The sequence below is a fragment of the Pseudonocardia nantongensis genome, assembly GCF_046546495.1.
In the GTDB taxonomy this organism is placed as follows: domain Bacteria; phylum Actinomycetota; class Actinomycetes; order Mycobacteriales; family Pseudonocardiaceae; genus Pseudonocardia; species Pseudonocardia nantongensis.
Window position 1 is genome coordinate 1 of sequence record NZ_JBKGXT010000031.1, and the last position, 19,600, is coordinate 19,600.

Here is a 19,600-nt window from a genome sequence, read left to right on the forward strand (position 1 = left end):
TGTTACTCACCCGTTCGCCGCTCGTGTACCCCCGAAAGGGCCTTACCGCTCGACTTGCATGTGTTAAGCACGCCGCCAGCGTTCGTCCTGAGCCAGGATCAAACTCTCCAACAAAAACCCTGACAAACAAACACAGTCACAGACCCGACGGGGTCAGACCCATGACCAAACAATCTGGCACAAAAACGCCAAACCAAAAATAGCTCGACACACTGTTGAGTTCTCAAAAGACACCCGCACCACATCACCGGCCGCCAGACCGGATCCGAAGGCGGATCACCTCGACCCCACAAGACAATCACACCGAGAAACTCGGCCAACCACCGGGGGGCTCCTACTGCGTCCGCGGGGCCTGCTGACCGGACCTCCAAGGCCCGTTCTGTCCGGCTCTCTCGCTGACAGGAAGAAAGTTACGGCACGCCGTTCGGGCACGTCAAACCGGGGTCCCATTTAGCCGCTGACCTGCGCAGATCCGGTTTCAAGCCACACAGCGCCGCGGTCGAACCCGACCCTGGCGCACGACGAGCGGTCGTGCTGACGAGCTCATCTGGCATCGTGGTTGACCAGGCCCGATCGCGCAAGGGGAAGCCCCGATCAGGCCCCTACCGGGGCTGCACACCGTCGTTCGTCGTGGGTCGGCACCGGCGCCGGAAGCTTCCAAGATTTTTTTCGACCGCCCGTCGTGGCCCCGGGCCACGATGAGCGGTCGTGCGCGACCGTGCGGTCTCGCCCGGATGACGCGGGGCACCACTGGTGTCGATCATCGGTGTTCGGGGGCCGTTCGTCGTGCGGGCCACCGTTGGGCCCTGTGGTCGCGGCCGTGGGCGTCGTGGACGTACGACACCCGGCCGCTGCGCGCCGTGACCGTCGAGGAGAACGGTGGGCGGAGTGCGCCAGACTCCGGAGCCGTGAGCACCGACCAGTCGCCCGAACCCGACGTCCTCCCCACCGAGCTGCACCGGCTGCGCGCAGGGGCCGGGCCGACCGCGGCCGAGTGGTGCCTCATCCCGGGCTCGAGCGCACGGGTGCGGGTGGCGATCACCGGGCAGGTGCTTCTGGTCGAGGGCGCCTCGGAGGTCCCGGTGCCCGCGTCCCCCGCCGCGCTCCCCCTCCGCACCAGGTCGGTGGACCGGATCGCGCTGCCCCTGGTGCTCCCGCTGCAGCCGGAGCCCGAGGTCGTGCTCGCCGAGGCGCGGCGGGTGCTCGCCCCGCACGGACTGCTGTCGGTCCTGGTGCCGGCGCCCCCGTCGTTCGGGTGGCGCGGGGGCGCGCTGCGGCGCGCGGTGCGGGATGGGTGGCGTCACCCGTCGTGTGTGGACCACCCGGACTGGCTGGCGGCCTCGGCGGAGTTCGCGGTGCTGGCCGACGATCGGCTGACCTTCAGTCCCGACGCAGGTCCCGTCGACGTCGAGGCGCTGTGCCGGGCCGGGATCTACCCGCCCGGGCTCCCGGCGGATGTCCGGTCCGCGATCGCCGGCCATCGCTCGGCCACCAGGGGCGTGAGACTGCGTCGGGTCGTCGCCCGGCGCTGAGCGTCCGCCGGCTCGGTCCGGGCGGGGTACGGGTCAGTTCGAGGGGGCGATCTCCGCCGCCGCACCGGCGACCCGGAGATGCTGGGCGCGCGGCTCGTCGTCGGGCAGCTCGACGACGTCGGCGACGATCGCGGTGATGTTGTCCGGTCCCCCGGCCTCGTTCGCCAGCTCGATCAGCCGATCGACGACGGCGTCCGGTTCGGCACCGGAGACCAGCTCTCGCTGCAGCGTCGCGTCGTCGAGGACCGCGGTGACCCCGTCGGAGCAGAGCAGGAAGCGGTCGCCCTCGACGATGTCGATCCGGTCCAGGTCGGGCTCCGGCGCGTGGTCGGTGCTCAACGCGCGCATGAGCACCGAGCGGCGCGGGTGGTGCGCCGCCTCCTCCACCGTGATCTGCCCCTGATCGACGAGTTGCTGGACCATCGTGTGGTCGTGGGTCAGCTGCACCAGGTCGTCGTCGCGGAGCCGGTAGATCCGGGAGTCCCCGATGTGCGCGAGCGCCAGCTGCTCGCCGGTCAGCAGCAGCGACACGACCGTCGTCCCCATCCCGCGGGTCTCCGGGTCCTCGGCGGCGCGCCGGCCGAGCCGGTCGGTCGCGTCGACCAGGGCCTCGGTCATCTCCGCGGCCAGGTCGAGGTCGATCAGGTCCGGGGGAAGGCGGGCCTCCAGCTCGGTGAACGCCGACACCGTCACCGCGCTCGCGACCTCGCCGTGCGCATGGCCGCCCATGCCGTCGGCGACGATCAGCAGCCGGCCGGTCGTCGCGCCGGAGTCCTGGTTCGACGTCCGGCGACGACCCACATCCGACCCGATCGCGGATCGCAGTCCCAGCACCATGCGGACAGTATGGACGTCACCCTGCGAGGGCCGCGCAGGCTGGGCCCGTTCAGCGGTGTCTTCAACCGGACGGATGGTGCTCACCTCGCACATTGCTCCCGCCGGGCTGCTCCGGTCGGGCGACCGACGGGGTGTCGGTGATCGCTTGCCACCGGCGCTACCGTGGTCGCGCGCGGGACGCGTCCCGGCGCGACCCGCCCTCGTAGCTCAGCCGGATAGAGCAAGAGCCTTCTAATCTCTAGGTCGCAGGTTCGAGTCCTGCCGGGGGCACCCAGGTCGGAGCCTTGCGCGGCGCTCGCGATCGGTAATCATGGAGCAGGAGTCGGAGCGACCGTCGCCGGCCTCGCCCCCCATGGCCCCGCGCCCCGCCGATCAGGCCGTTGAGCTCGAACACATCGCCCCGGTAGCCGTGCGACCGGGCAACGGCCTCCGGCGCGGTCCGGGTCCCCGTGGTGAGGACCGGGCTTCGACCCGGTGGCAGGAACTCGGACTCGGCGGCGAGCACGGCCCGCGTCTCCGGGGTCGCCGCACCCGCGACCGCGCAGGCCACGGGGTCCAGCACGGACAGCGATGCCTGGCGGACGACCTGCTCCGGCACGTCGGACAGCTCGGTCGCGGTGGTGACCCTGCGGGCGGGACCGCGCACGGTGAGCGCATCGCCCGGGACCGTCGCCGGGCCCGGGGGTGCGGTGTGAACGTCGGTCGTGTGACCTCCTGACGCTGCGCTGCATCGAACCGGAGCGCTTGATGGTCGAGGGGCGGCCGACTCCTCCGACAGCGCCGCTCTCGATCAACGAGAAGGGGGACGTCACAGGCCGACTCGACGGCTCCGTTGATCGGACGTCGCGTCAGTGGTGGTGAAGCTCTTCCCCACGACCGACCCCGGACACGACGACGCCCCGCCCGACCGTGCTGGTCGGGCGGGGCGTCGCCGGTCGGGCAGGGCATCGTCGCCCATCCGCGCCGGGTGCCGGCGCGCGGGCCGTCGCGCCGGGCCGGGGCGGTGTCAGCGCCGGCGCAGTCTCGCGGCCAGTGCCCGCACCGCCGAGCCACGGCGGTGGTGCCGCGGCAGGCGCCCGGCGACGGCGTCGTCCAGCAGGGACCCGACGGTCTCGGCGGCGCAGGTGCGGTTGGTCCCGATACCGCCGGAGGGGCCCCGCTTGATCCAGCCGACGACGTAGTGCCCGGGCCGGTCCGCGACCCGGCCGGCGTCGTTCGGGACGACGCCGCGGTCGTCGTCGAAGGGCAGGCCCGGGACCGGGCGCCCGCGACGCCCGGCCGCGCGCACGGCCAGACCGGCCGGGATCTCCGCACCGTCGGCGGTGCGCACCCCCTGCACGTGGACCCGGCCCTCGATCCGCTCCGGCACCGTGTGGAAGCGGAACACCACCCGCGGTCCCGCGGCGGGCACCGACCAGTCGACCTTCTCCCGGTCCGCCCGCTGCAGCAGCCCGTGCGCCTCGGACCTCACCGGCCCGTCGAGGGACTCGGCGATCCGCGGGTCGTGCTCGTCGACGATGACGTCCACACCGGACCGGCCGAGCAGCTCGCGCAGCTCGGGAGCGGTCGCGGCGACCGTCTCCGGGCCGCGCCGGCCCAGCAGGACGACCTCGCGGAGCGCCCCGGATCGCAGCGCTGCCAGCGCCTGCGGGTCGATCGGGGTGTGCTCCAGGTCCGCGGGGTCGGCGGTCAGCACCCGGGCCACGTCCAGCGCGACGTTGCCGGTGCCGATCACCGCCACCCGCTGCGCCGCGGTGTCCACGGCGTCGCGGGGCACGTCGGGGTGGCCGTTGTACCAGCCCACGACGGTGTCCGCGGCGATGCTGCCCGGCAGCTGCTCCCTCGCCAGGCCGAGGTCCTTGGGCTCGGGCGCGCCGACCGCCCAGACCACCGCGTCGTGCCGGGCCGCGAGCTCGTCGGCGGTGACCTGCCGGCCGACCTCGGTGCCGAGCCGCATCCGCACCCGCGGGTGGTCGTGGAACCGGGCGAAGGACTCCCCGATCCGCTTGGTCGACGGGTGGTCCGGCGCGACGCCGTACCGGACCAGCCCGCCCGGGGTGGCCAGCCGGTCCACCAGCGTCACCCGAGACGACGTGTGCAGCAGCAGGTCCTGCGCGGCGTACATGCCCGCCGGCCCGGTCCCGACCACGGCGACGTCGAGCGGGGCCATGTCCGCCGGCAGGCTCCGGGTGAACGAGGGCGGCTGCCAGTCGTGGAACAGCGGCGAGTCGTGCTCGAGCTTCCCGGCGACCGGCTTGCCCTCGTAGTACCCCGCGTTGACCTCCGCGTAGCCCGCGAGCGCGTCGCCGAGCCGCTCCACAGGGAACACCGCGTCGACCGGGCACGCATCGGCACACGCCCCGCAGTCGATGCAGGCCCGCGGATCGATGTAGAGCATGTCGGTCGTCCCGAAGTCCGGCTCGTCGGGCGTCGGGTGGATGCAGTTGACCGGGCACGCGGCCACGCAGGAGGCGTCGGTGCAGCAGGTCTGGGTGATCGCGAAGGCCACGGGGATCCTCGCTCAGATCAGGTTCGCGCGCCGGTAGAACCAGAGCGCGGGCTTCGTCAGCAGCCCGCACGAGGACAGGAACTCCATCAGCCCCGCGCAGGACGAGCGCAGCAGCGCCTTGTGGTGCTCGTTGGCCTTCGCCTCGCGCAGCGCTCGCTGCGTGTCGAGGCCCGCGTTCGCGTAGACCTGCTCGTTCCACATGCTGGTGACGATGACGTACGCGGCGGCCGCGACGAGCAGCGCGTGGTAGCGGCGGCGCAGCGGGCCGACGCTGCGGAGCCGGTCCCGGGTCTCCTCGCGGGCGAAGCGCATGTGCCGCGACTCCTCGACCACGTGGATGTTGTTGATCGTCCGCACGAACGGGGCGACGCGCTCGTCGCGCATCCAGTCCCGCTGCATGACGTCGAGGACCTCCTCGGCGACCAGGATCGAGGCGTAGGCGGCCTCACCGGAGTAGGTCAGTGCGCAGAACCGGCCCAACGCCACGACGTGACGCTTCGGGACGTAGGCCGGGGCGCCTAGCTTCGCCGAGCCGCGCGCGAACATGATCGAGTGCCGGCACTCGTCGGCGATCTCGGTCAGCGCCCACTGGAACGACGGGTCGGTCGGGTCCTTGGCGTAGAAGTCCCGCAACATCAGCTGCTGCAGGATCATCTCGAACCAGATGCCGGTCGAGGCCACCGACGCCGACTCCTGCCGGGTCAGCTCCGCGCGCTGCTCCTCGGTCAGCTCGTCCCAGTAGGTGGTGCCGTAGAGGCTGCTCCACTCCGGGCTCATGCCGTGGTGGCCGCGGTCGAGGGGGGTCTCCCAGTCGACCTGAGTGGTGGGGTCGAACGACAGCTCCTCGGACGACCGCAGCAGACGCTCCGCGGTGTCCTTCCGGTCCTCGGCAACCTCGGTGGCCTGGGGGTCCGGGATGGTGGCGGTCATGTCCACTCCTCGCAGACGACGTCGTCATGTGGTGTAACCACCGGTAACGTTACCACGGGTAACAGCAGGCCGCATCCAGCGACCAGCGGAGCCCGGCCGCGCGGTCCGACGTGCCGCGCCCACCGCGACCGGTCACGGTTATTGTTGCGATACGCAATAAAAATGGAGGTGGGTACGTGACATCCGGGACACCGGGGATCTCCGGCACCGTGCGGTGGCGGGACGGTGCCGGCACGGCCGGCGCGGCGGTCACCGTGACCGACCTGGACGGGCGCCAGCACGGCCGTACCGGGACCGACCCGGACGGCGGGTACGTCGTCGGGCTGCCGACCGGAGGCACCTACCTGGTCGTCGTCGCGGTGGACGGAACGCCGCCGCAGGCCGCGCTGGTGGGCGTCTCCGCGACGCCGGTCCGGCACGACGTCACGCTGGCCGGGGGTGCGACCCTGAACGGCACCCTGGTCGACGCCGCCGGACGACCGGTGCCCAGGGCCGCGCTCGCGCTGATCGACCCGCGCGGCGACGTCGTCGCGACCGGCGGACCGGACCCGCAGGGCCGGTTCCGGCTCGTCGCACCCGGCGCCGGGCCGTACACCCTGACCGTCACCGCACCCGGGCACCGGCCGGTCGCCCGCACCGTGACGCCCGCTCCGGACGGGACGCCGATCGGCGTCACACTGCCGGCTCGCTCCGGGCTCGCCGGGACGGCCCGCTCGGCGGACGGCACCGCCGTCGCCGGTGCGCGGATCACCGTGGCGGACGACGCCGGCCACACCGTCGCCTCGACCGTCTCCGGACCGGACGGGCGCTACGCGCTCGACGACCTGCCGGACGGCGAGCACGCCCTGACCGCCGCCGGGCACCCGCCGGTGGTCAGCGTGGTGCAGGTGGCACGCGGCACGACGACGCCGGTCGAGGTGCGCTTCCCGGACCCGCGCGGCGGCGTACCGGCCCGGAACGGGGGCCCGCGGTGAGCGCGCTGCACGGACGGCTCAGCAGCCCGGACGGCTGGCCGGTGCCCGGCGGCACGGTGACCGTGATGGACACGACCGGACAGCAGCGCGGCCGGGCCGCGACCCGGGCCGACGGCGGGTTCGGCGTCGAGGCGCTCAGCGCCGGGGTGCACACCGTGGTCGCCGTCGCGCCCGGCTACGAACCCACCGCCCGCGCGGTGACGCTGGACGGCGTCGACCTCGACCTCGGCGTGCTGGAGCTGGCCCGGACCGGTGGCGCCGTGCTGCCCACCCCCGGTACCTGGCGGATCGACCCGATGCACTCCAGCATCCAGGCGACCGCGCTGCACCTGGGGATGAGCCGGATCCACGGGCGGCTGCGCCGGTTCGCCGGGACGGTCACCGTCGCCGACCCGCTGGAGCACAGCGGCGTGGCGGTGACGATCGACCCGGCGTCGGTGGACTCCGACGAGCCGGACCGCGACGCGCACCTGCGCAACGCGGACTTCCTCGACGTCGCGGCGCATCCGGAGATCCGCTACGTCGGCGACGGCCTGGTCCGCCGGGACCCGACGCACTGGACGGTGCACGGCACGCTCACCCTCAAGGGCGTCAGCGCACCGGTGGACCTCGACGTCGTCTACGGCGGCTCCGGGCCCGACCCGTGGGGCGGCACCCGGGCCGCGTTCACCGCCGGCACCGAGATCTCCCGCGACGAGTTCGCGATCAGCTGGAACCAGTCGGTGCTGGCCGGCGTGCTGGCCGTCGGCCGCACGCTCCGGATCGACCTCGACGTACAGGCCGTCCTGGAACCGTGAGCACGGCGACGACCCGCCGTGCTCATCGGCCGCGACGAACGGCTACTCCGTCCGGGGCACGGCCGGCTACCCCGGAGGGCGATTCCCACCGTCGGTGACCAGGCATTCCGGCCCGCGTTTAGCAGGCGGCGCGGCCGGGCCGTCACCCAGGTCGGTACCCGATTGCGCGGCGACACCGCTCACCGCATTGTGTGCAACCAAGCCTCAGTGAGGGTTGATTTCAAGATCTTCCATCAATCGGTAGGACTGCGCCGGCACCGCAACCGGTGCAACCGGTACGCACCGATCGAGGAGGAGACGAGATGAAGCGTTCGCAGAGGATGGTCGCCGTGGCCCTGGCGTCGGGGATCGCGCTCGCCGGGGCCGCCGGGGTGGCCTCCGCCGGCGAGACCGACGGTGGTGCCGACTCCGGTCGGACCGGGAGCGAGGAGCAGGCCGGCCCGGTCCGCGGCGTCGTGGACGGCGTCGACGGGCTGCTCGGCTCGGTCGCGGACACCGTGGACGGCGTGGACGGCGTGGTCGGCGGCGTGCTCTGACCCGGTTCCGCGAGTAGGCCGCCGCCGGTCCCCGGTGCGCGGCGCCGGGGACCGGACGGGGACGGCGGACCCGCGGGGACGGCGGACCCGCGGGGACGGCGGCGGCCGCCGGGGAGCAGGACGCCGCCGCGGGCGGGCCGGCCCGGGGAGGGGCCGGTTCGCCCTGCCGCCAGATGCGACAGGGTGGCTAGAGCGGACGGGTGAAGCGAAGCGGCCTGCCGTGGGCCACAATGTGGCATGTGAGCGACAACAGCGAGGGCGATACCCCCGGCCGAGCTAACCCGGCTCGTCCGAACCGTCGCGCCGAGGGCAAGGCACGGACCCGGGAGGCCGTGCTGTCCGCGGCCGGAACGGTGTTCGCGGAACGCGGGTACGGCAGCGCCTCGGTCGAGGAGATCGCCCGGCAGGCCGGCGTCGCGATCGGCTCGGTGTACGCCCACTTCGGTGGCAAGCAGGCGCTGTTCGCCGCACTGATCGCGCGCACGACCGCCGACAACCTGGACGGCGCCACCGGCACGCTGGCCGAGGGCCCGGACGACCAGGGGATGCTGGACCGGCTCGGCGCGCAGCTCGCCGAGACCGCCGACGACCGGGTGCGCGCCCTGCTCGACGCGGAGACCTGGCTCTACGCGATCCGCAACGACGACGAGCTGGCCACCGCACTCGCCGACGACGACCGCCGGACCCGGGCGTCGATCGCCCGGATCCTGGCCGAGCAGCCGGCCCCGGAGCCCGGCCCGCTGCTGAGCACCGAGGAGCTGGCCACCGTGCTGACCGGGTTGTTCCACGGCCTGGTCCGACAGCGACGGATGGATCCCGGCTCGGTCCCGGACAGCCTGTTCGGCCGGGCGATGGGCCTGGTGAACGCGCTCACGGCGCACCACACCGACGCGGCGCCGGACCCGGCCGACGGGCGGAAGCCGGGCAGCACCGCGGACTGACCCCGCCGCCGGGCACCCGCACCGCGGCGCCGCGTCCGGCACGGACCGGGCGGGCTCAGCAGATCGAGTCGGCCGGCTTGGGGTTGGCCAGGCCGAACAGCGGTCGCATCCGCAGCCCCGCCCAGGTCCCGGCGAGCGCGACGACGGCCCAGATCCAGCCGTGCAGGCTGAACGAGGCGATGCCGGAGAAGTAGGCGCCGATGTTGCAGCCGCCGGCCAGCCGGGCGCCGTAGCCCATCGCGATCCCGCCCACGACGGCGCCCAGCCCGAGCTTCCACGGGATCCGGCGGTGCAGCACGAACGCCCCGCCGGCCGCGGACGCGACCAGCGCACCGACCATGATCCCGAAGTCCAGGTTGGACACCCGGTCGGCGAGCACCGGCCCGGCCAGCGAGGACGCGTTCGCCGGCACCTGCCAGTAGGTCCAGCTCGCGACGTCGACGCCGAGGAACTGCAGGATCTTCGATCCCCACAGCGCGAACGCCGACGTCACGCCCCAGGGCGCGGCGGAGACGAACAGCACGGCGGCGTTCAGCACGCCGAGCGCGATCGCACCGACCCACATCGGCCAGGACCCGCGCAGGGCCCGGGCGATCCCGCGGGCCGACGGCGGGCGCTGCACCGGCGGCGGTGTCCGGCGCCGGGCCAGCCCCCAGGTCAGCGCCGTGATCACGGCCAGCGCGAGCAGGGTGACCAGCAGCGCGCCGGGGTAGCCGAGCAGCTGCGCGAGGTTCACCGAGGGCCCCTGCGGCACGGTCTGCGTCCAGAACGCGTAGCTCATCGCGGCCAGGACCGAGCCGACCACGAAGCCGAACAGGGTCAGCACGATCGCGCTCTGCCCGCTGCCGACGGCGAACAGCGTGCCGGACGCGCAGGACCCGCCGACCTGCATGCCGAGACCGAACAGGAACGCCCCCACCACCAGCGGGATGCCGATCGGCGAGATCAGCCCGCGCGGTTCGCCGGCCAGCGCGACGCCGGAGGCGAGGACCACGGCGAACAGCACCGCGGCCGTGCCGAGCATCAGCATGTGCGCGCGGAGCCCGGCCCCCTGGCCGACCGAGACCAGCTGGCGCCACCCGGAGGTGAAGCCGAACCGGGAGTGGAACAGCACGAAGCCGAGCGCGAGGCCGAGCGCGGCGGTCCCGACCATGGTGGCCGGCGCCACCCGGGCCACCCCGAGCAGCAGCAGCGCGGCCAGCAGCACGCCGACGGCGACCGTCCGCCACTGCGGCGGCGGCGCCGCCCGGTCCTGCGGACCGAACGCGGCCCGTTCGGTGGCGGGGATGTCGCGCACCGCGCGCACCAGCGGGTGCGCCGAGCGGCTCGGTTCACTGACGACGGACAACGACTCTCCTCGGTCGGGGCGGCTGGGGACGCCGATCGCCCGGTACAGCGCGAGCGGCCCGGTGATCTGTTCCCCCGTCGTCGTCGCTCAGGGGGTGAGCAGCGCCTCGCCCGCCCCACTGCCGTCGCCGGGATGCACGTTCCCCTCGCAGCGACGGCGAGAACGTGCCTCTCGACGGCCGGTCAGGCGTCGGTCGTGACCTCGGTCCGGGAGGGCCGGCTCGCGAGGACCGCGATGGCCACCACGGCCAGCGAGATCAGCGCCGCGGTGACGAACGCGGCGTGCACCCCGGCCATGTCGATACCCGCCCCACCCGAGGCCAGCGTCATCACGGTGATGAACAGCGCGGTCCCGGCGGCGCCGGCGACCTGCTGCAGCGTCGTCAGGATGGCGCTACCGTGCGAGTACAGCTCACCGGACAGCGATCCGAGGGCGTCGGTCATCAGCGGGGTGAACATCAGCGCCAGCGCCGCCGACAGCCCGACGTAGAGCAGCGCCACGAGCGGGATCGGTGAGCGCTCGCCCAGCGTGGTGAACCCCCACAGCGACGCGGCCAGCAGCAGCGACCCCGGGATCACCAGGGTCCGGGCGCCGAGCCGGTCGTAGGCGCGGCCGACGAACGGGCCGAGCAGCCCCATCACCAGCCCGCCCGGCAGCACCACCAGCCCGGCCACGAACGCGCTGCGGCCCAGCACCTCCTGGATGTAGAGCGGCAGCAGGATGATCGCGCCGAACAGCGCCATGAACCCGGTCGCGACCAGCACCAGCGCGAGCGTGTAGCGGCGGGAGGCGAACGGGCGCAGGTCGAGCAGTGGCACCGCGCCGCCGGAGGACCGGCTGGTGCGCTGCAGCCGGAGCTGGCGGTGCACGAACACCGCCAGCGCGAGGACGCCGATCCCCAGCGGCACCCAGGGCGGCAGCCCGCCCCCGGCGCCGGTGGCCGACTCACCGATCGCGGACAGCCCGTAGACCAGGCCGGAGAAGGCGACCGCGGAGATCAGCACGGACGCGACGTCCAGTGGGGCGCGCGAGGTCGGCGCGGTCACCCGCAGCCGGGCCGCGCCCGCGGCCAGCGCGAGCAGCGCGATCGGGAGCACGATCCAGAACATCCAGCGCCAGCCCAGCGCCGAGAGGATCACCCCGGACAGCGTCGGGCCGACCGCCGGGGCGACCGCGATCACGATCGAGATCGTGCCCATCGTCTGGCCGCGCCGGCTCTCCGGGACCAGCCGCAGGATCGTCGTCATCAGCAGCGGGACCATCACCGCGGTGCCGGTGGCCTGCACGACCCGGCCGGCGATCAGCACGCCGAACACCGGCGCCAGGGCGCAGAGCAGGGTGCCCGCGCTGAACAGGCTCATCGACGCCAGGTACACCGCGCGCGGCGGGAACCGCTGCAGCAGGTAGCCGGTGACCGGGATGACCACCGCCATCGTGAGCAGGAACCCGCTGGTCAGCCACTGTCCGGTGGCCGCGCTGATGTGCAGGTCGGCGATCAGGGCCGGCAGTGCCACGCTCATGATCGTCTCGTTCAGGATCATCACGAACGCGGAGCCGACCAGCAGTGAGATGATCAGGGTTGCCCCTGCCGGGAGCCGCTCCGCCCCCGGCGTGGGTCCGGTCGACGGCTGGGTGCTCACGGGGGTCCTCCTCGGTGTCCGGCCCGGGTCCGGGCGTGCGGGACCGCGGCGGGTCCCGTCGCGGTAGGCACGAGTGAACACCAGAGCGCCCGCCGCGGCGAGGCGGTTTCACCGCCGTCCGCCACCGGCGAACGCTCCGGCGCACGATGATCCGGCGCACAATGATCCGGCGTACAAGGAGCTGTCGGCGAGCAGCTGCCGCGGAGAGGGGTCGGCGAGCACGAGGGGGGCGTGTGGCCACGCAGGTGCACGACGTGGTGGTGGTCGGGGCCGGGCCTGCCGGGTCCGCGGCGGCATTGAACGCGTTGCGGCTGCGCCCGGACGCGTCGGTGCTGCTGCTCGACGCCGCGGCGTTCCCGCGGGACAAGACCTGCGGCGACGGCGTCGCCGCGGAGGTGTTCGACCTGCTCGACGGCCTGGGGGTCGCCGGCATCCGCGAGCTCGGGCCGGAGACGCCCCGGCTGCGGTTGCGCACGCCGTCCGGGCGCGCGGTGCACCGGACCGCACCGCGACCGAACCGGGTGATCACCCGCACCGTGCTGGACGCGGCGCTGGCCGACGCGGCGGTGGCGGCCGGCGCGGACCTGCGGCGGCACCGGGTCCGGTCGCTGGAGGTGCGTCCGGACAGCGTCGTGCTCGACGGCACGATCGCCGCGCGGGCCGTCGTCGGTGCGGACGGGGCGCACTCGGTGGTGCGCCGCGCGCTCGGTCCCCCGGCGGCCCCGCCGGAGGGCACCGCGGTCGCGATCCGCGGGTACGCCCCGCTCGCGGCCGAGCCGGGCACCCTCGACATCGCCTACGCCGGTGCCGAGTTCCCGGCCTACGCGTGGTCGTTCCCGGTGGCCGGGGGCGGCGCGAACGTCGGCTACGGCGTCTTCGACCGGCGCGGTGCCGGGTCCCGGGCCGCCTTGCTGGAGCGGCTGGCGGCACTGCTGCCCGGCCAGCAGCCGGACCCCGCCACACTGCGCGCGCACCACCTGCCGCTGTCGGTCACCCCGCGGTTCCACCCGGACGGCCGGGTGCTGCTCGCCGGGGACGCCGCGGCCAAGGTCAACCCGCTGACCGGTGAGGGGATCTTCGACGCCGTCGCGTCCGGGATCCTGGCCGGGCGGGACGCGCTGCGCGGCGCGGCGGGCGGGGCTGCGCACCGGGCCGCGATGGCGCGGGCCTTCGGCCGGCACCACCGGCACACCGGGCGGCTGTCCCGGCTGGCCGCACGGCCGGGGTTCCTGGACGCCGCGATCGGTGCCGCCGACGCGCACCGCACGGTGTTCGACTGCGCGGTCCGGCTCGGCCTGGCCCGCGGCACCGTCTCCCCCACCGCACTGGCGCTGGTGCTCGGGCACCTGGCCCGCGGCGCGGTCCGGGGCGGAGTGATCCGTGGCGGTCACCGGGCCCGCCGCGCCGCGCTCGGGTAGACAGGGGCGCATGGAACAGGTCGTGCTGCTCGACGACGACGGGAACCCGATCGGCGTCGCCGACAAGGCCACCGTGCACGGCCCGACGACGCCGCGCCACCTGGCGTTCTCCTGCTACGGCGTGGACGAGGCCGGCCGGCTGCTGGTCACCCGGCGGGCACGCAGCAAGACCGCGTTCCCGCTGGTGTGGACGAACACCTGCTGCGGGCATCCGGCCCCGGGCGAGCACCTGGCCGACGCGGTGCGCCGCCGGCTCGCCGACGAGCTCGGGCTGCGGGCCGTCGAGCTGCGGATGGTGCTGCCGGCCTTCTCCTACCGCGCCTCCCAGGACGGAGTGGAGGAGAACGAGCTGTGCCCGGTGTTCGTGGCCCGGCTGGCCGGCGAACCGGACCCGCGCCCGGACGAGGTCGAGGACGTCGCCTGGTGGTCCTGGGCGCAGTTCCGCGCCGCCGCGGACGACCCTGCCTCCGGGCTCTCGCCGTGGGCGCGGCTGCAGGTCCCGCTGCTCGCCGCCCTGGACGACCCGCTGCTGGCCGGCGCGCGGCGCTGACCGACAGGCGGCGCTGACCGACAGGCGGCGCTGACCGGCGGGCGGCGGCGGGGTGGTGGGATGACCGGCGTGACCGACCTGACCGCCGACCTCGCCGCGGCCCTGGACCGCACCCTCGATCCGGTCCCTGCGGGCCGACTGGCCCCCGTCGTGGAACGGCTGATCCGCGACTACCGCAGCGGCACGGTCCCGTCGTCGCCGATCCTGCGCTCCGCCGACGACGCCGCGGCGTACGCCGCGTACCGGATGCCGGCCACGTACGCCGCGGTGCTCGACGTGCTGGACCGCGCCGCCGCCCGGGTGCCGGACCCGGCGACGCTGCTCGACGCGGGCGGTGGCACCGGGGCGGCGGTGTGGGCGGCCGCGCAGGTGTGGCCCGCACTGCGCCGGGCCACCGTGCTGGAGGCCACCGAACCGGCCCGCGCGCTGGGCCGGCGGCTCGCGGCGGACGCCGGGTCGGCCACCGTGCGCGACGCCCGCTGGGAGGCCGCGGTGCTGGACACGGCGCCCCGGTTGCCGGAGGCGGACCTGGTGACCGCCTGCTACCTGCTGGGCGAGCTGACCGGACCGGTGCGCGAGGCGCTGGTCGACGCGGCCGCGCGGGCGGCGCGGGTGGTCGCCGTCGTCGAGCCGGGGACCCCGGCCGGGTACGCGCGGGTGCTGGCCGCCCGGGACCGGCTGCTCGCCGCCGGGATGACGGTCGTCGCACCCTGCCCGCACGACGGCGCCTGCCCGATCACCGGCGACGACTGGTGCCACTTCGCCGTGCGGGTGCCCCGGACGTCGCGGCACCGGGTGCTCAAGGCCGGGTCGCTGGGCCACGAGGACGAGAAGTTCTCCTACGTCGTCGCGGTGCGGCAGGCCGACGGCGACGCCGCCGCACCGGCTCCCGGGCGGATCGTGCGGCACCCGGCGACCCGGAAGGGACTCGTCACGCTGCGTGTCTGCGAGGCCGGTGGCGCGCTGCGCGACACGCCCGTTCCGCGCAGCCGCAATGAGCTGTACCGGAGCGCTCGGGACGCAGCGTGGGGCGACCCCTGGCCGCCCGAGGGCCACGCACCGTGATCCCGACGCGCACCGTGACCAGGATCACCACGATTACCCAGGGCGACCACGTGGCGAACCTGTAACGACGACCGGCATCGTGGGCGATGTCCGGGCGCGACGGCCATCCGGTGGGCCGCGACCAGCAGCATTCTCAGCGGATCGAGCACGATCATGACCGACTTCTCCACCGGTGCACCCACCGACCGGCTGCCCACCCTCGTCCGGACCCGTCTCGGGTACCGGATCCACGATCCCGCACTGATCAACGACACCGCGTACGTGATCGACGACGAGGGCGACCTCGTCTACACCCGGCTGCCCGCCGGGACGATGACCGCGAGCGCCGTGCTCGGCTCGGCGGTGGTCGCGCTCGTCGGCGGGGAGAACAGCTGGGCCTGGTCTGGCACGATGTTCCTGGTCTGCCTGCCGGTCGCGTTCGCACTGGCGATCCTGGTGCTCGCGCTGATCCACGCGGCCACCGACCCGGTCCGGGCCTACCGGGCCCGCTTCGGGCACTCCCGCTACACCTTCGACGTCCACGACCGGGACTCGCCGTCCTGGCAGCTCTGCGTCCGCGCCGAGCGGCTCGCCGCGAGCCCGTCCTGGCAGGGCGGCCGGATCGACCCGACCCGCACCCTCGGCGGCCTGCTCTGGACCGCGGTCGCCGGTGGCGAGCAGTGGGCGGCCGACGCCCTGCAGAACCTGACCGAACCCGCCACCGGCCCGGACCTCACCGCCGTCTAGACCCGCCCACCGCGTCAGGGCTCCACAACGCGCACCAGGGCGTCCCCGCGGGGCGCCCCGTCGAGCGGCGTTGTGGAGCCATGATGCGAAAAGGGGTGGGTCATCCGGCGTAGCGGTGGACCGGGAGCAGCGCGTCGGGGTCGCGGCGGTCGTCGGCGGCGGCGACGCAGCCGCGCAGCGAGCGTTCCAGCGCGGCCTCGTCCAGCCCGGTCCCGATGAGCACGAGCGTGGTCCGGCGGGGTTCACCGTCGTCCCACCGGGTGCGCCGGAACCGGACGTAGCGGCCCACGGTGTGCAGGTCCCAGCGCTCCCGCGCCGGGGCGGCGGCGAACCGGACCGAGCCCTTGATCCGGTAGAGCCCGGACGGCCGGGCGTCCAGCAGGTCCTGCAGCCGGCCGGCGTCCAGCGGCTCGTCACAGACGAACGAGACGCTCTGGTACCCGACGTGCAGGTGGGTGTCCTCGTCGCCCTCGTCGACCTGCTCGCCGAGCATCAACTGCCGGCCGGGCACGACCTCGATGTCGAACAGCAGGGCGGGGTCCACCGCGCCGTCGCGGACCGGGACGATCGGGGCCCGCGGGTTGGCCTCCCGGCACAGCCGGCGCACCCGCCACAGCGGGCCCGGCCCGACCCGGTCGATCTTGTTGAGGACCACCAGGTCGGCCAGCGAGACGTGCTTGTCGAGCTGCGGGTGCACCCGCCGGGAGGCCTCGAACTCGGCCGCGTCGACCACCTCGACCAGCCCGCCGAACGACAGGTGCCGGCCGAGCCCGTCGAGCACCAGCTGCACCAGGGTGCCCGGCTCGGCGATCCCGCTGGCCTCGATCACGACGACGTCGAGCTCGTCCCGGCGGCGGGCCAGCCGGTCCAGCACCTCGGCGACGCCGCCCTCGCCGACCTCGCAGCACAGGCAGCCGTTGCCCAGACCGACCACCCCACCGGCCTGCCCGGCCAGCCGCATCGCGTCGATCCCGACGGCGCCGAAGTCGTTCACCACGACGCCGATGCGGGCGTCGCCACCCGCGACGAGCAGGTGGTTCAGCAGGGTCGTCTTGCCGGAACCGAGAAACCCGGCCAGCACCACGACCGGGATCCTGGGGGGCACCCTGAATGAGTACCACGCGGCCGGTCGGGGCCTGTCCGGGCGGGGTGGGCCGGCCAGCGCAGGCCACGGGTGGGGCGGGTCGTGGCAGAGTGCTCCCCATGTCCGATGTGCTCCCCGACACCGCCGCCGTCTCACCCGGACGGGGGGTGGTCGCCGTCGCCGGAGAGGCCCTGGTCGACGTCGTCCCCGCGCCCGCCGAGGGATACTGGGAGTTCGCGCCCGGCGGCAGCCCGGCGAACGTCGCGGTCGGGCTGTCCCGGCTCGACGTGCCGGCCCGGATGCTCGCCCGGCTGGCCGACGACCTGCTCGGCCGCCGGTTGCGGGAGCACCTGGCTGGCAACCGGGTGGACCTGTCACACGCGGTCGAGGCGACCGAACCGTCGTCACTGGCGATCGTCGAGCTGACCGACGACGGCGTCGCCTCCTACGACTTCCGGGTCGGCGGCACCGCGGACTGGCAGTGGACCCACGACGAGCTGGCCGGGGCCCTGGATTCGGCCGACGGCGAGCCGGTCGTCGCGGTGCACTCCGGATCGCTGGCGCTGACCACCCCGCCCGGCGCCGAGGCGCTGCGCGAGCTGCTGGCCTCGGCTGTGGACACCGCCACGATCAGCTACGACCCGAACTTCCGGCCGATGCTGATGGGCACCCCGGACGACGTGCTGCCCGGCGTGCACGAGCTGCTCGGACTGGCCGACGTCGTCAAGGTCAGCGACGAGGACCTGGCCTGGCTGCTGCCCGGCCGGGACCCCGGTGACGTCGTCGGGGAGTGGCTGGAGCTGGGCCCGGCGGTCGTCGTCGTGACGCTCGGGGCGAACGGGGTGCTTGCCGGTACCGCGTCCGGGCTGCACACCGTGCTGCCCGGCCGGAAGATCGACCTGGTGGACACGGTCGGCGCCGGGGACAGCTTCTCCTCAGGCATGCTGGCCGGGCTGCACCGGCGCGGTCTGCTCGGCGCCGCCCGCCGCCAGGACCTCTACCGGATCGACCGGGACACCCTCGACGGTGTGCTGACCGAGGCCGTCGTCGCCGCCGGGATCACCTGCTCCCGGCACGGCGCCAACCCGCCGACCCGCGCCGAGCTGGACGCCACGGCCGGGACGGCCTAACCGAGCCTGCGCGGCGTGCGGTCCGGGAAGTCCTCCGGCTGGCCGGTCGCGGGCGCCCCTGGCGGGAGGCTCAGCTCGGCGGGTTCGCTCTCCGGCAGCGCCCACTGCTTCGCCCAGTCCATGTGCATGGCGGTCGGGCCACCGGCGTCGCCGAAGTAGTCCAGCTGCATGGTCATGTTCATCGGACCGGGCGGGAACTGGTCGGTCTCGGTGTTGGTGTACCACTCCTCGCCGTCGACGTAGGCGGTGATCTTCTCCGGCGTCCACTCCAGCGCGTAGGCCGACCACTGCGTGGAGTCGTGCTGCACCGAGCCGTGGTCCTGGTCGTTGTTCTCGCCGTAGTGCAGGAAGAAGTTGGTCTCCTGCCGATCGTCGGACGTGATCTCCATCCAGTCGATCTCACCGCCGACCGGGAAGTCCTCGGCCACCGGCCAGAGCAGCAGCAGCGAGTTCAGCCCGCCCGCCCCCTTCTCGGACCGGACGCACGCCTCCCAGCGCCCGTAGCGCTGCCCGGGGTGCCAGCTCACCGCGCCGGTGGTGCCCTGCTCGTCGCCGTTGATCGTCATCTGGCCGTCGGCGACGGTGACGGCCTCCGGCGTCCGGATGCCCTGCTTGTCGTGACCGGGTTCCGGGCCGTACGGGTGCCAGTCCGGCGGGACGGCGGCGCCGTCGAAGTCGGAACGCCGGGTCGGGTCGCCCCAGTTCAGCTTCTGCGCCGCCGTCTGCGGGCAGTTGCCGGCCGCGGGAGCGGATGGGGCGGGCTCGTCCGGGGCGGGGGCGCTCATCGCGGCGCGTGACGGTGGAACGGCCGTGGCGGGCGTGTGCACGGCGGTCGCCGCGCTCACCGCCAGCGTCGCCGCCAGCACGGTCAGCGCGGTCCGTCCGGTCCTGGCTCGTGTCCTCGATGGCACCGTGAGTCACTCCCGTCCCTTGCGTTACCGACGGCCCCATCAGACGAGCGGTACGTGCACACCGCCAGCGGAGACACCCGGTCGAGTCGCCCCTGATCGGGGGTTACACCCGGCCGGATCGACGGACCGTGACGGTTGTCCCGGCGACGCTCACCGGCCGTCACGGCGGTCTGCGACCCTGGTCCGGTGTCCCGCCCCGACCTCGCCGCCGCCCTCGCCCTCGAACCGCACCCCGAGGGCGGGTGGTACCGGCGGACCTGGGCGTCGCCGGTGACGGTGTCGACGCCGCACGGCGACCGGCCGTCCGCGACGGCGATCCTCTACCTGTTCGACGGACCGGGCCGCTGGCACCGGGTCCGCTCGGCCGAGCTGTGGTGCTGGCACACCGGCCCGGACGCCGAGCTCCTCCTCGGCGGGGCGGGGGACGATCCCGACCCCGGGACCCCGCTCCGGCTCGGCCCGCCGCGCGCCGTCGACGGTGTGCAGGTGCTGCCCCAGCGGGAGGTCCCGGCCGGGGTCTGGCAGCGCGCCGCCCCGCTCGGTGACGGCCCGGTGCTGGTCAGCTGCCTGGTCTCGCCCGGCTTCGACTTCGCCGACTTCGAGCTGCGCTGACCGATTGATCGCCGGGATCGTGACGTCGGCGCCGCGCCGCAGCGCGTTCGTCACGATCCC

At 74.3% G+C, this 19,600-nt stretch carries 19 protein-coding genes, 1 tRNA gene and 1 rRNA gene; 12 read left to right on the forward strand and 9 right to left on the reverse strand.

Annotated features, from left to right (window positions below; all coding sequences use genetic code 11):
- Positions 1-114: ribosomal RNA gene (locus ACLFMI_RS25090) — 16S ribosomal RNA — on the reverse strand; the annotation flags it as partial.
- Positions 115-908: 794 nt separating this feature from the next.
- On the opposite strand from ACLFMI_RS25090, the gene ACLFMI_RS25095 reads away from it, so the two are divergent.
- Positions 909-1,532 (forward strand): class I SAM-dependent methyltransferase, encoded by a 624-nt coding sequence (locus ACLFMI_RS25095; RefSeq protein ID WP_410950423.1) that lies wholly within the window; start codon positions 909-911, stop codon positions 1,530-1,532.
- Between the two features lie 33 nt (positions 1,533-1,565).
- Here ACLFMI_RS25095 and ACLFMI_RS25100 read toward each other — a convergent pair whose 3' ends face one another.
- The gene (locus ACLFMI_RS25100; RefSeq protein ID WP_410950424.1) at positions 1,566-2,369 is read right to left on the reverse strand and encodes a PP2C family protein-serine/threonine phosphatase; all 804 of its coding nucleotides are present in this window, start codon (positions 2,367-2,369) and stop codon (positions 1,566-1,568) included.
- A gap of 196 nt (positions 2,370-2,565) precedes the next feature.
- On the opposite strand from ACLFMI_RS25100, the gene ACLFMI_RS25105 reads away from it, so the two are divergent.
- Positions 2,566-2,639, forward strand: a tRNA-Arg gene (locus ACLFMI_RS25105).
- Here ACLFMI_RS25105 and ACLFMI_RS25110 read toward each other — a convergent pair.
- From ACLFMI_RS25110 to ACLFMI_RS25120, 3 genes are all read right to left on the reverse strand, one after another.
- Positions 2,608-3,015 (reverse strand): MmgE/PrpD family protein, encoded by a 408-nt coding sequence (locus ACLFMI_RS25110; protein ID WP_410950425.1) that lies wholly within the window; start codon positions 3,013-3,015, stop codon positions 2,608-2,610. The two genes, ACLFMI_RS25105 and ACLFMI_RS25110, sit on opposite strands and share 32 nt — an antisense overlap.
- Positions 3,016-3,375: 360 nt before the next feature.
- Positions 3,376-4,878, reverse strand: coding sequence for an FAD-dependent oxidoreductase (locus ACLFMI_RS25115; protein WP_410950426.1), 1,503 nt, complete (start codon positions 4,876-4,878; stop codon positions 3,376-3,378).
- Positions 4,879-4,890: 12 nt separating this feature from the next.
- The gene (locus ACLFMI_RS25120) at positions 4,891-5,808 is read right to left on the reverse strand and encodes an AurF N-oxygenase family protein (RefSeq protein ID WP_410950427.1); all 918 of its coding nucleotides are present in this window, start codon (positions 5,806-5,808) and stop codon (positions 4,891-4,893) included.
- 176 nt (positions 5,809-5,984) lie between these two features.
- Here ACLFMI_RS25120 and ACLFMI_RS25125 point away from each other — a divergent pair, with 176 nt between their 5' ends.
- The 4 genes from ACLFMI_RS25125 (at position 5,985) to ACLFMI_RS25140 (ending at position 9,056) form a co-directional block, all read left to right on the forward strand.
- Positions 5,985-6,782 carry a carboxypeptidase regulatory-like domain-containing protein gene (locus ACLFMI_RS25125; protein WP_410950428.1) on the forward strand — a complete coding sequence of 266 codons (798 nt, stop codon included), beginning with the start codon at positions 5,985-5,987 and terminating at the stop codon, positions 6,780-6,782.
- Positions 6,779-7,579 carry a YceI family protein gene (locus tag ACLFMI_RS25130; protein WP_410950429.1) on the forward strand — a complete coding sequence of 267 codons (801 nt, stop codon included), beginning with the start codon at positions 6,779-6,781 and terminating at the stop codon, positions 7,577-7,579. The genes ACLFMI_RS25125 and ACLFMI_RS25130 overlap by 4 nt, the downstream gene beginning before the upstream one ends.
- A gap of 302 nt (positions 7,580-7,881) precedes the next feature.
- Positions 7,882-8,115: a hypothetical protein gene (locus tag ACLFMI_RS25135; RefSeq protein WP_410950430.1), complete on the forward strand. Its 234-nt coding sequence runs from the start codon at positions 7,882-7,884 to the stop codon at positions 8,113-8,115.
- A gap of 239 nt (positions 8,116-8,354) precedes the next feature.
- Positions 8,355-9,056: a TetR/AcrR family transcriptional regulator gene (locus ACLFMI_RS25140; RefSeq protein WP_410950431.1), complete on the forward strand. Its 702-nt coding sequence runs from the start codon at positions 8,355-8,357 to the stop codon at positions 9,054-9,056.
- Positions 9,057-9,111: 55 nt separating this feature from the next.
- Here ACLFMI_RS25140 and ACLFMI_RS25145 read toward each other — a convergent pair whose 3' ends face one another.
- Both ACLFMI_RS25145 and ACLFMI_RS25150 read right to left on the reverse strand, forming a co-directional pair.
- Positions 9,112-10,404 carry a YeeE/YedE family protein gene (locus ACLFMI_RS25145; RefSeq protein ID WP_410950432.1) on the reverse strand — a complete coding sequence of 431 codons (1,293 nt, stop codon included), beginning with the start codon at positions 10,402-10,404 and terminating at the stop codon, positions 9,112-9,114.
- A gap of 182 nt (positions 10,405-10,586) precedes the next feature.
- Entirely contained in the window at positions 10,587-12,044 is a 1,458-nt protein-coding gene (locus ACLFMI_RS25150; RefSeq protein WP_410950433.1) for an MDR family MFS transporter, read from the reverse strand.
- A 233-nt stretch (positions 12,045-12,277) separates the two neighbouring features.
- Between ACLFMI_RS25150 and ACLFMI_RS25155 the strand changes: the two genes are divergently transcribed.
- The 4 genes from ACLFMI_RS25155 (at position 12,278) to ACLFMI_RS25170 (ending at position 15,803) form a co-directional block, all read left to right on the forward strand.
- On the forward strand, positions 12,278-13,462 hold the full coding sequence (locus ACLFMI_RS25155; RefSeq protein WP_410950434.1) for an NAD(P)/FAD-dependent oxidoreductase: 1,185 nt from the start codon (positions 12,278-12,280) through the stop codon (positions 13,460-13,462).
- Positions 13,463-13,472: 10 nt separating this feature from the next.
- On the forward strand, positions 13,473-14,012 hold the full coding sequence (idi, locus tag ACLFMI_RS25160) for an isopentenyl-diphosphate Delta-isomerase (RefSeq protein ID WP_410950435.1): 540 nt from the start codon (positions 13,473-13,475) through the stop codon (positions 14,010-14,012).
- Positions 14,013-14,072: 60 nt separating this feature from the next.
- Entirely contained in the window at positions 14,073-15,077 is a 1,005-nt protein-coding gene (locus ACLFMI_RS25165) for a small ribosomal subunit Rsm22 family protein (RefSeq protein ID WP_410950436.1), read from the forward strand.
- Positions 15,078-15,230: 153 nt separating this feature from the next.
- Positions 15,231-15,803, forward strand: a complete 573-nt coding sequence (locus ACLFMI_RS25170; RefSeq protein WP_410950437.1) for a hypothetical protein — start codon at positions 15,231-15,233, stop codon at positions 15,801-15,803.
- Positions 15,804-15,903: 100 nt separating this feature from the next.
- On the opposite strand, the gene ACLFMI_RS25175 is transcribed toward ACLFMI_RS25170, so the two are convergent.
- Positions 15,904-16,908, reverse strand: a complete 1,005-nt coding sequence (locus ACLFMI_RS25175; RefSeq protein ID WP_410950438.1) for a CobW family GTP-binding protein — start codon at positions 16,906-16,908, stop codon at positions 15,904-15,906.
- 98 nt (positions 16,909-17,006) lie between these two features.
- Here ACLFMI_RS25175 and ACLFMI_RS25180 point away from each other — a divergent pair, with 98 nt between their 5' ends.
- On the forward strand, positions 17,007-18,017 hold the full coding sequence (locus tag ACLFMI_RS25180) for a carbohydrate kinase family protein (protein ID WP_410950439.1): 1,011 nt from the start codon (positions 17,007-17,009) through the stop codon (positions 18,015-18,017).
- On the opposite strand, the gene ACLFMI_RS25185 is transcribed toward ACLFMI_RS25180, so the two are convergent.
- On the reverse strand, positions 18,014-18,802 hold the full coding sequence (locus tag ACLFMI_RS25185; RefSeq protein ID WP_410950440.1) for a glycoside hydrolase family 16 protein: 789 nt from the start codon (positions 18,800-18,802) through the stop codon (positions 18,014-18,016). The two genes, ACLFMI_RS25180 and ACLFMI_RS25185, sit on opposite strands and share 4 nt — an antisense overlap.
- A gap of 312 nt (positions 18,803-19,114) precedes the next feature.
- On the opposite strand from ACLFMI_RS25185, the gene ACLFMI_RS25190 reads away from it, so the two are divergent.
- Positions 19,115-19,540: a cupin domain-containing protein gene (locus tag ACLFMI_RS25190; protein ID WP_410950441.1), complete on the forward strand. Its 426-nt coding sequence runs from the start codon at positions 19,115-19,117 to the stop codon at positions 19,538-19,540.
- Positions 19,541-19,600: the final 60 nt, after the last annotated feature.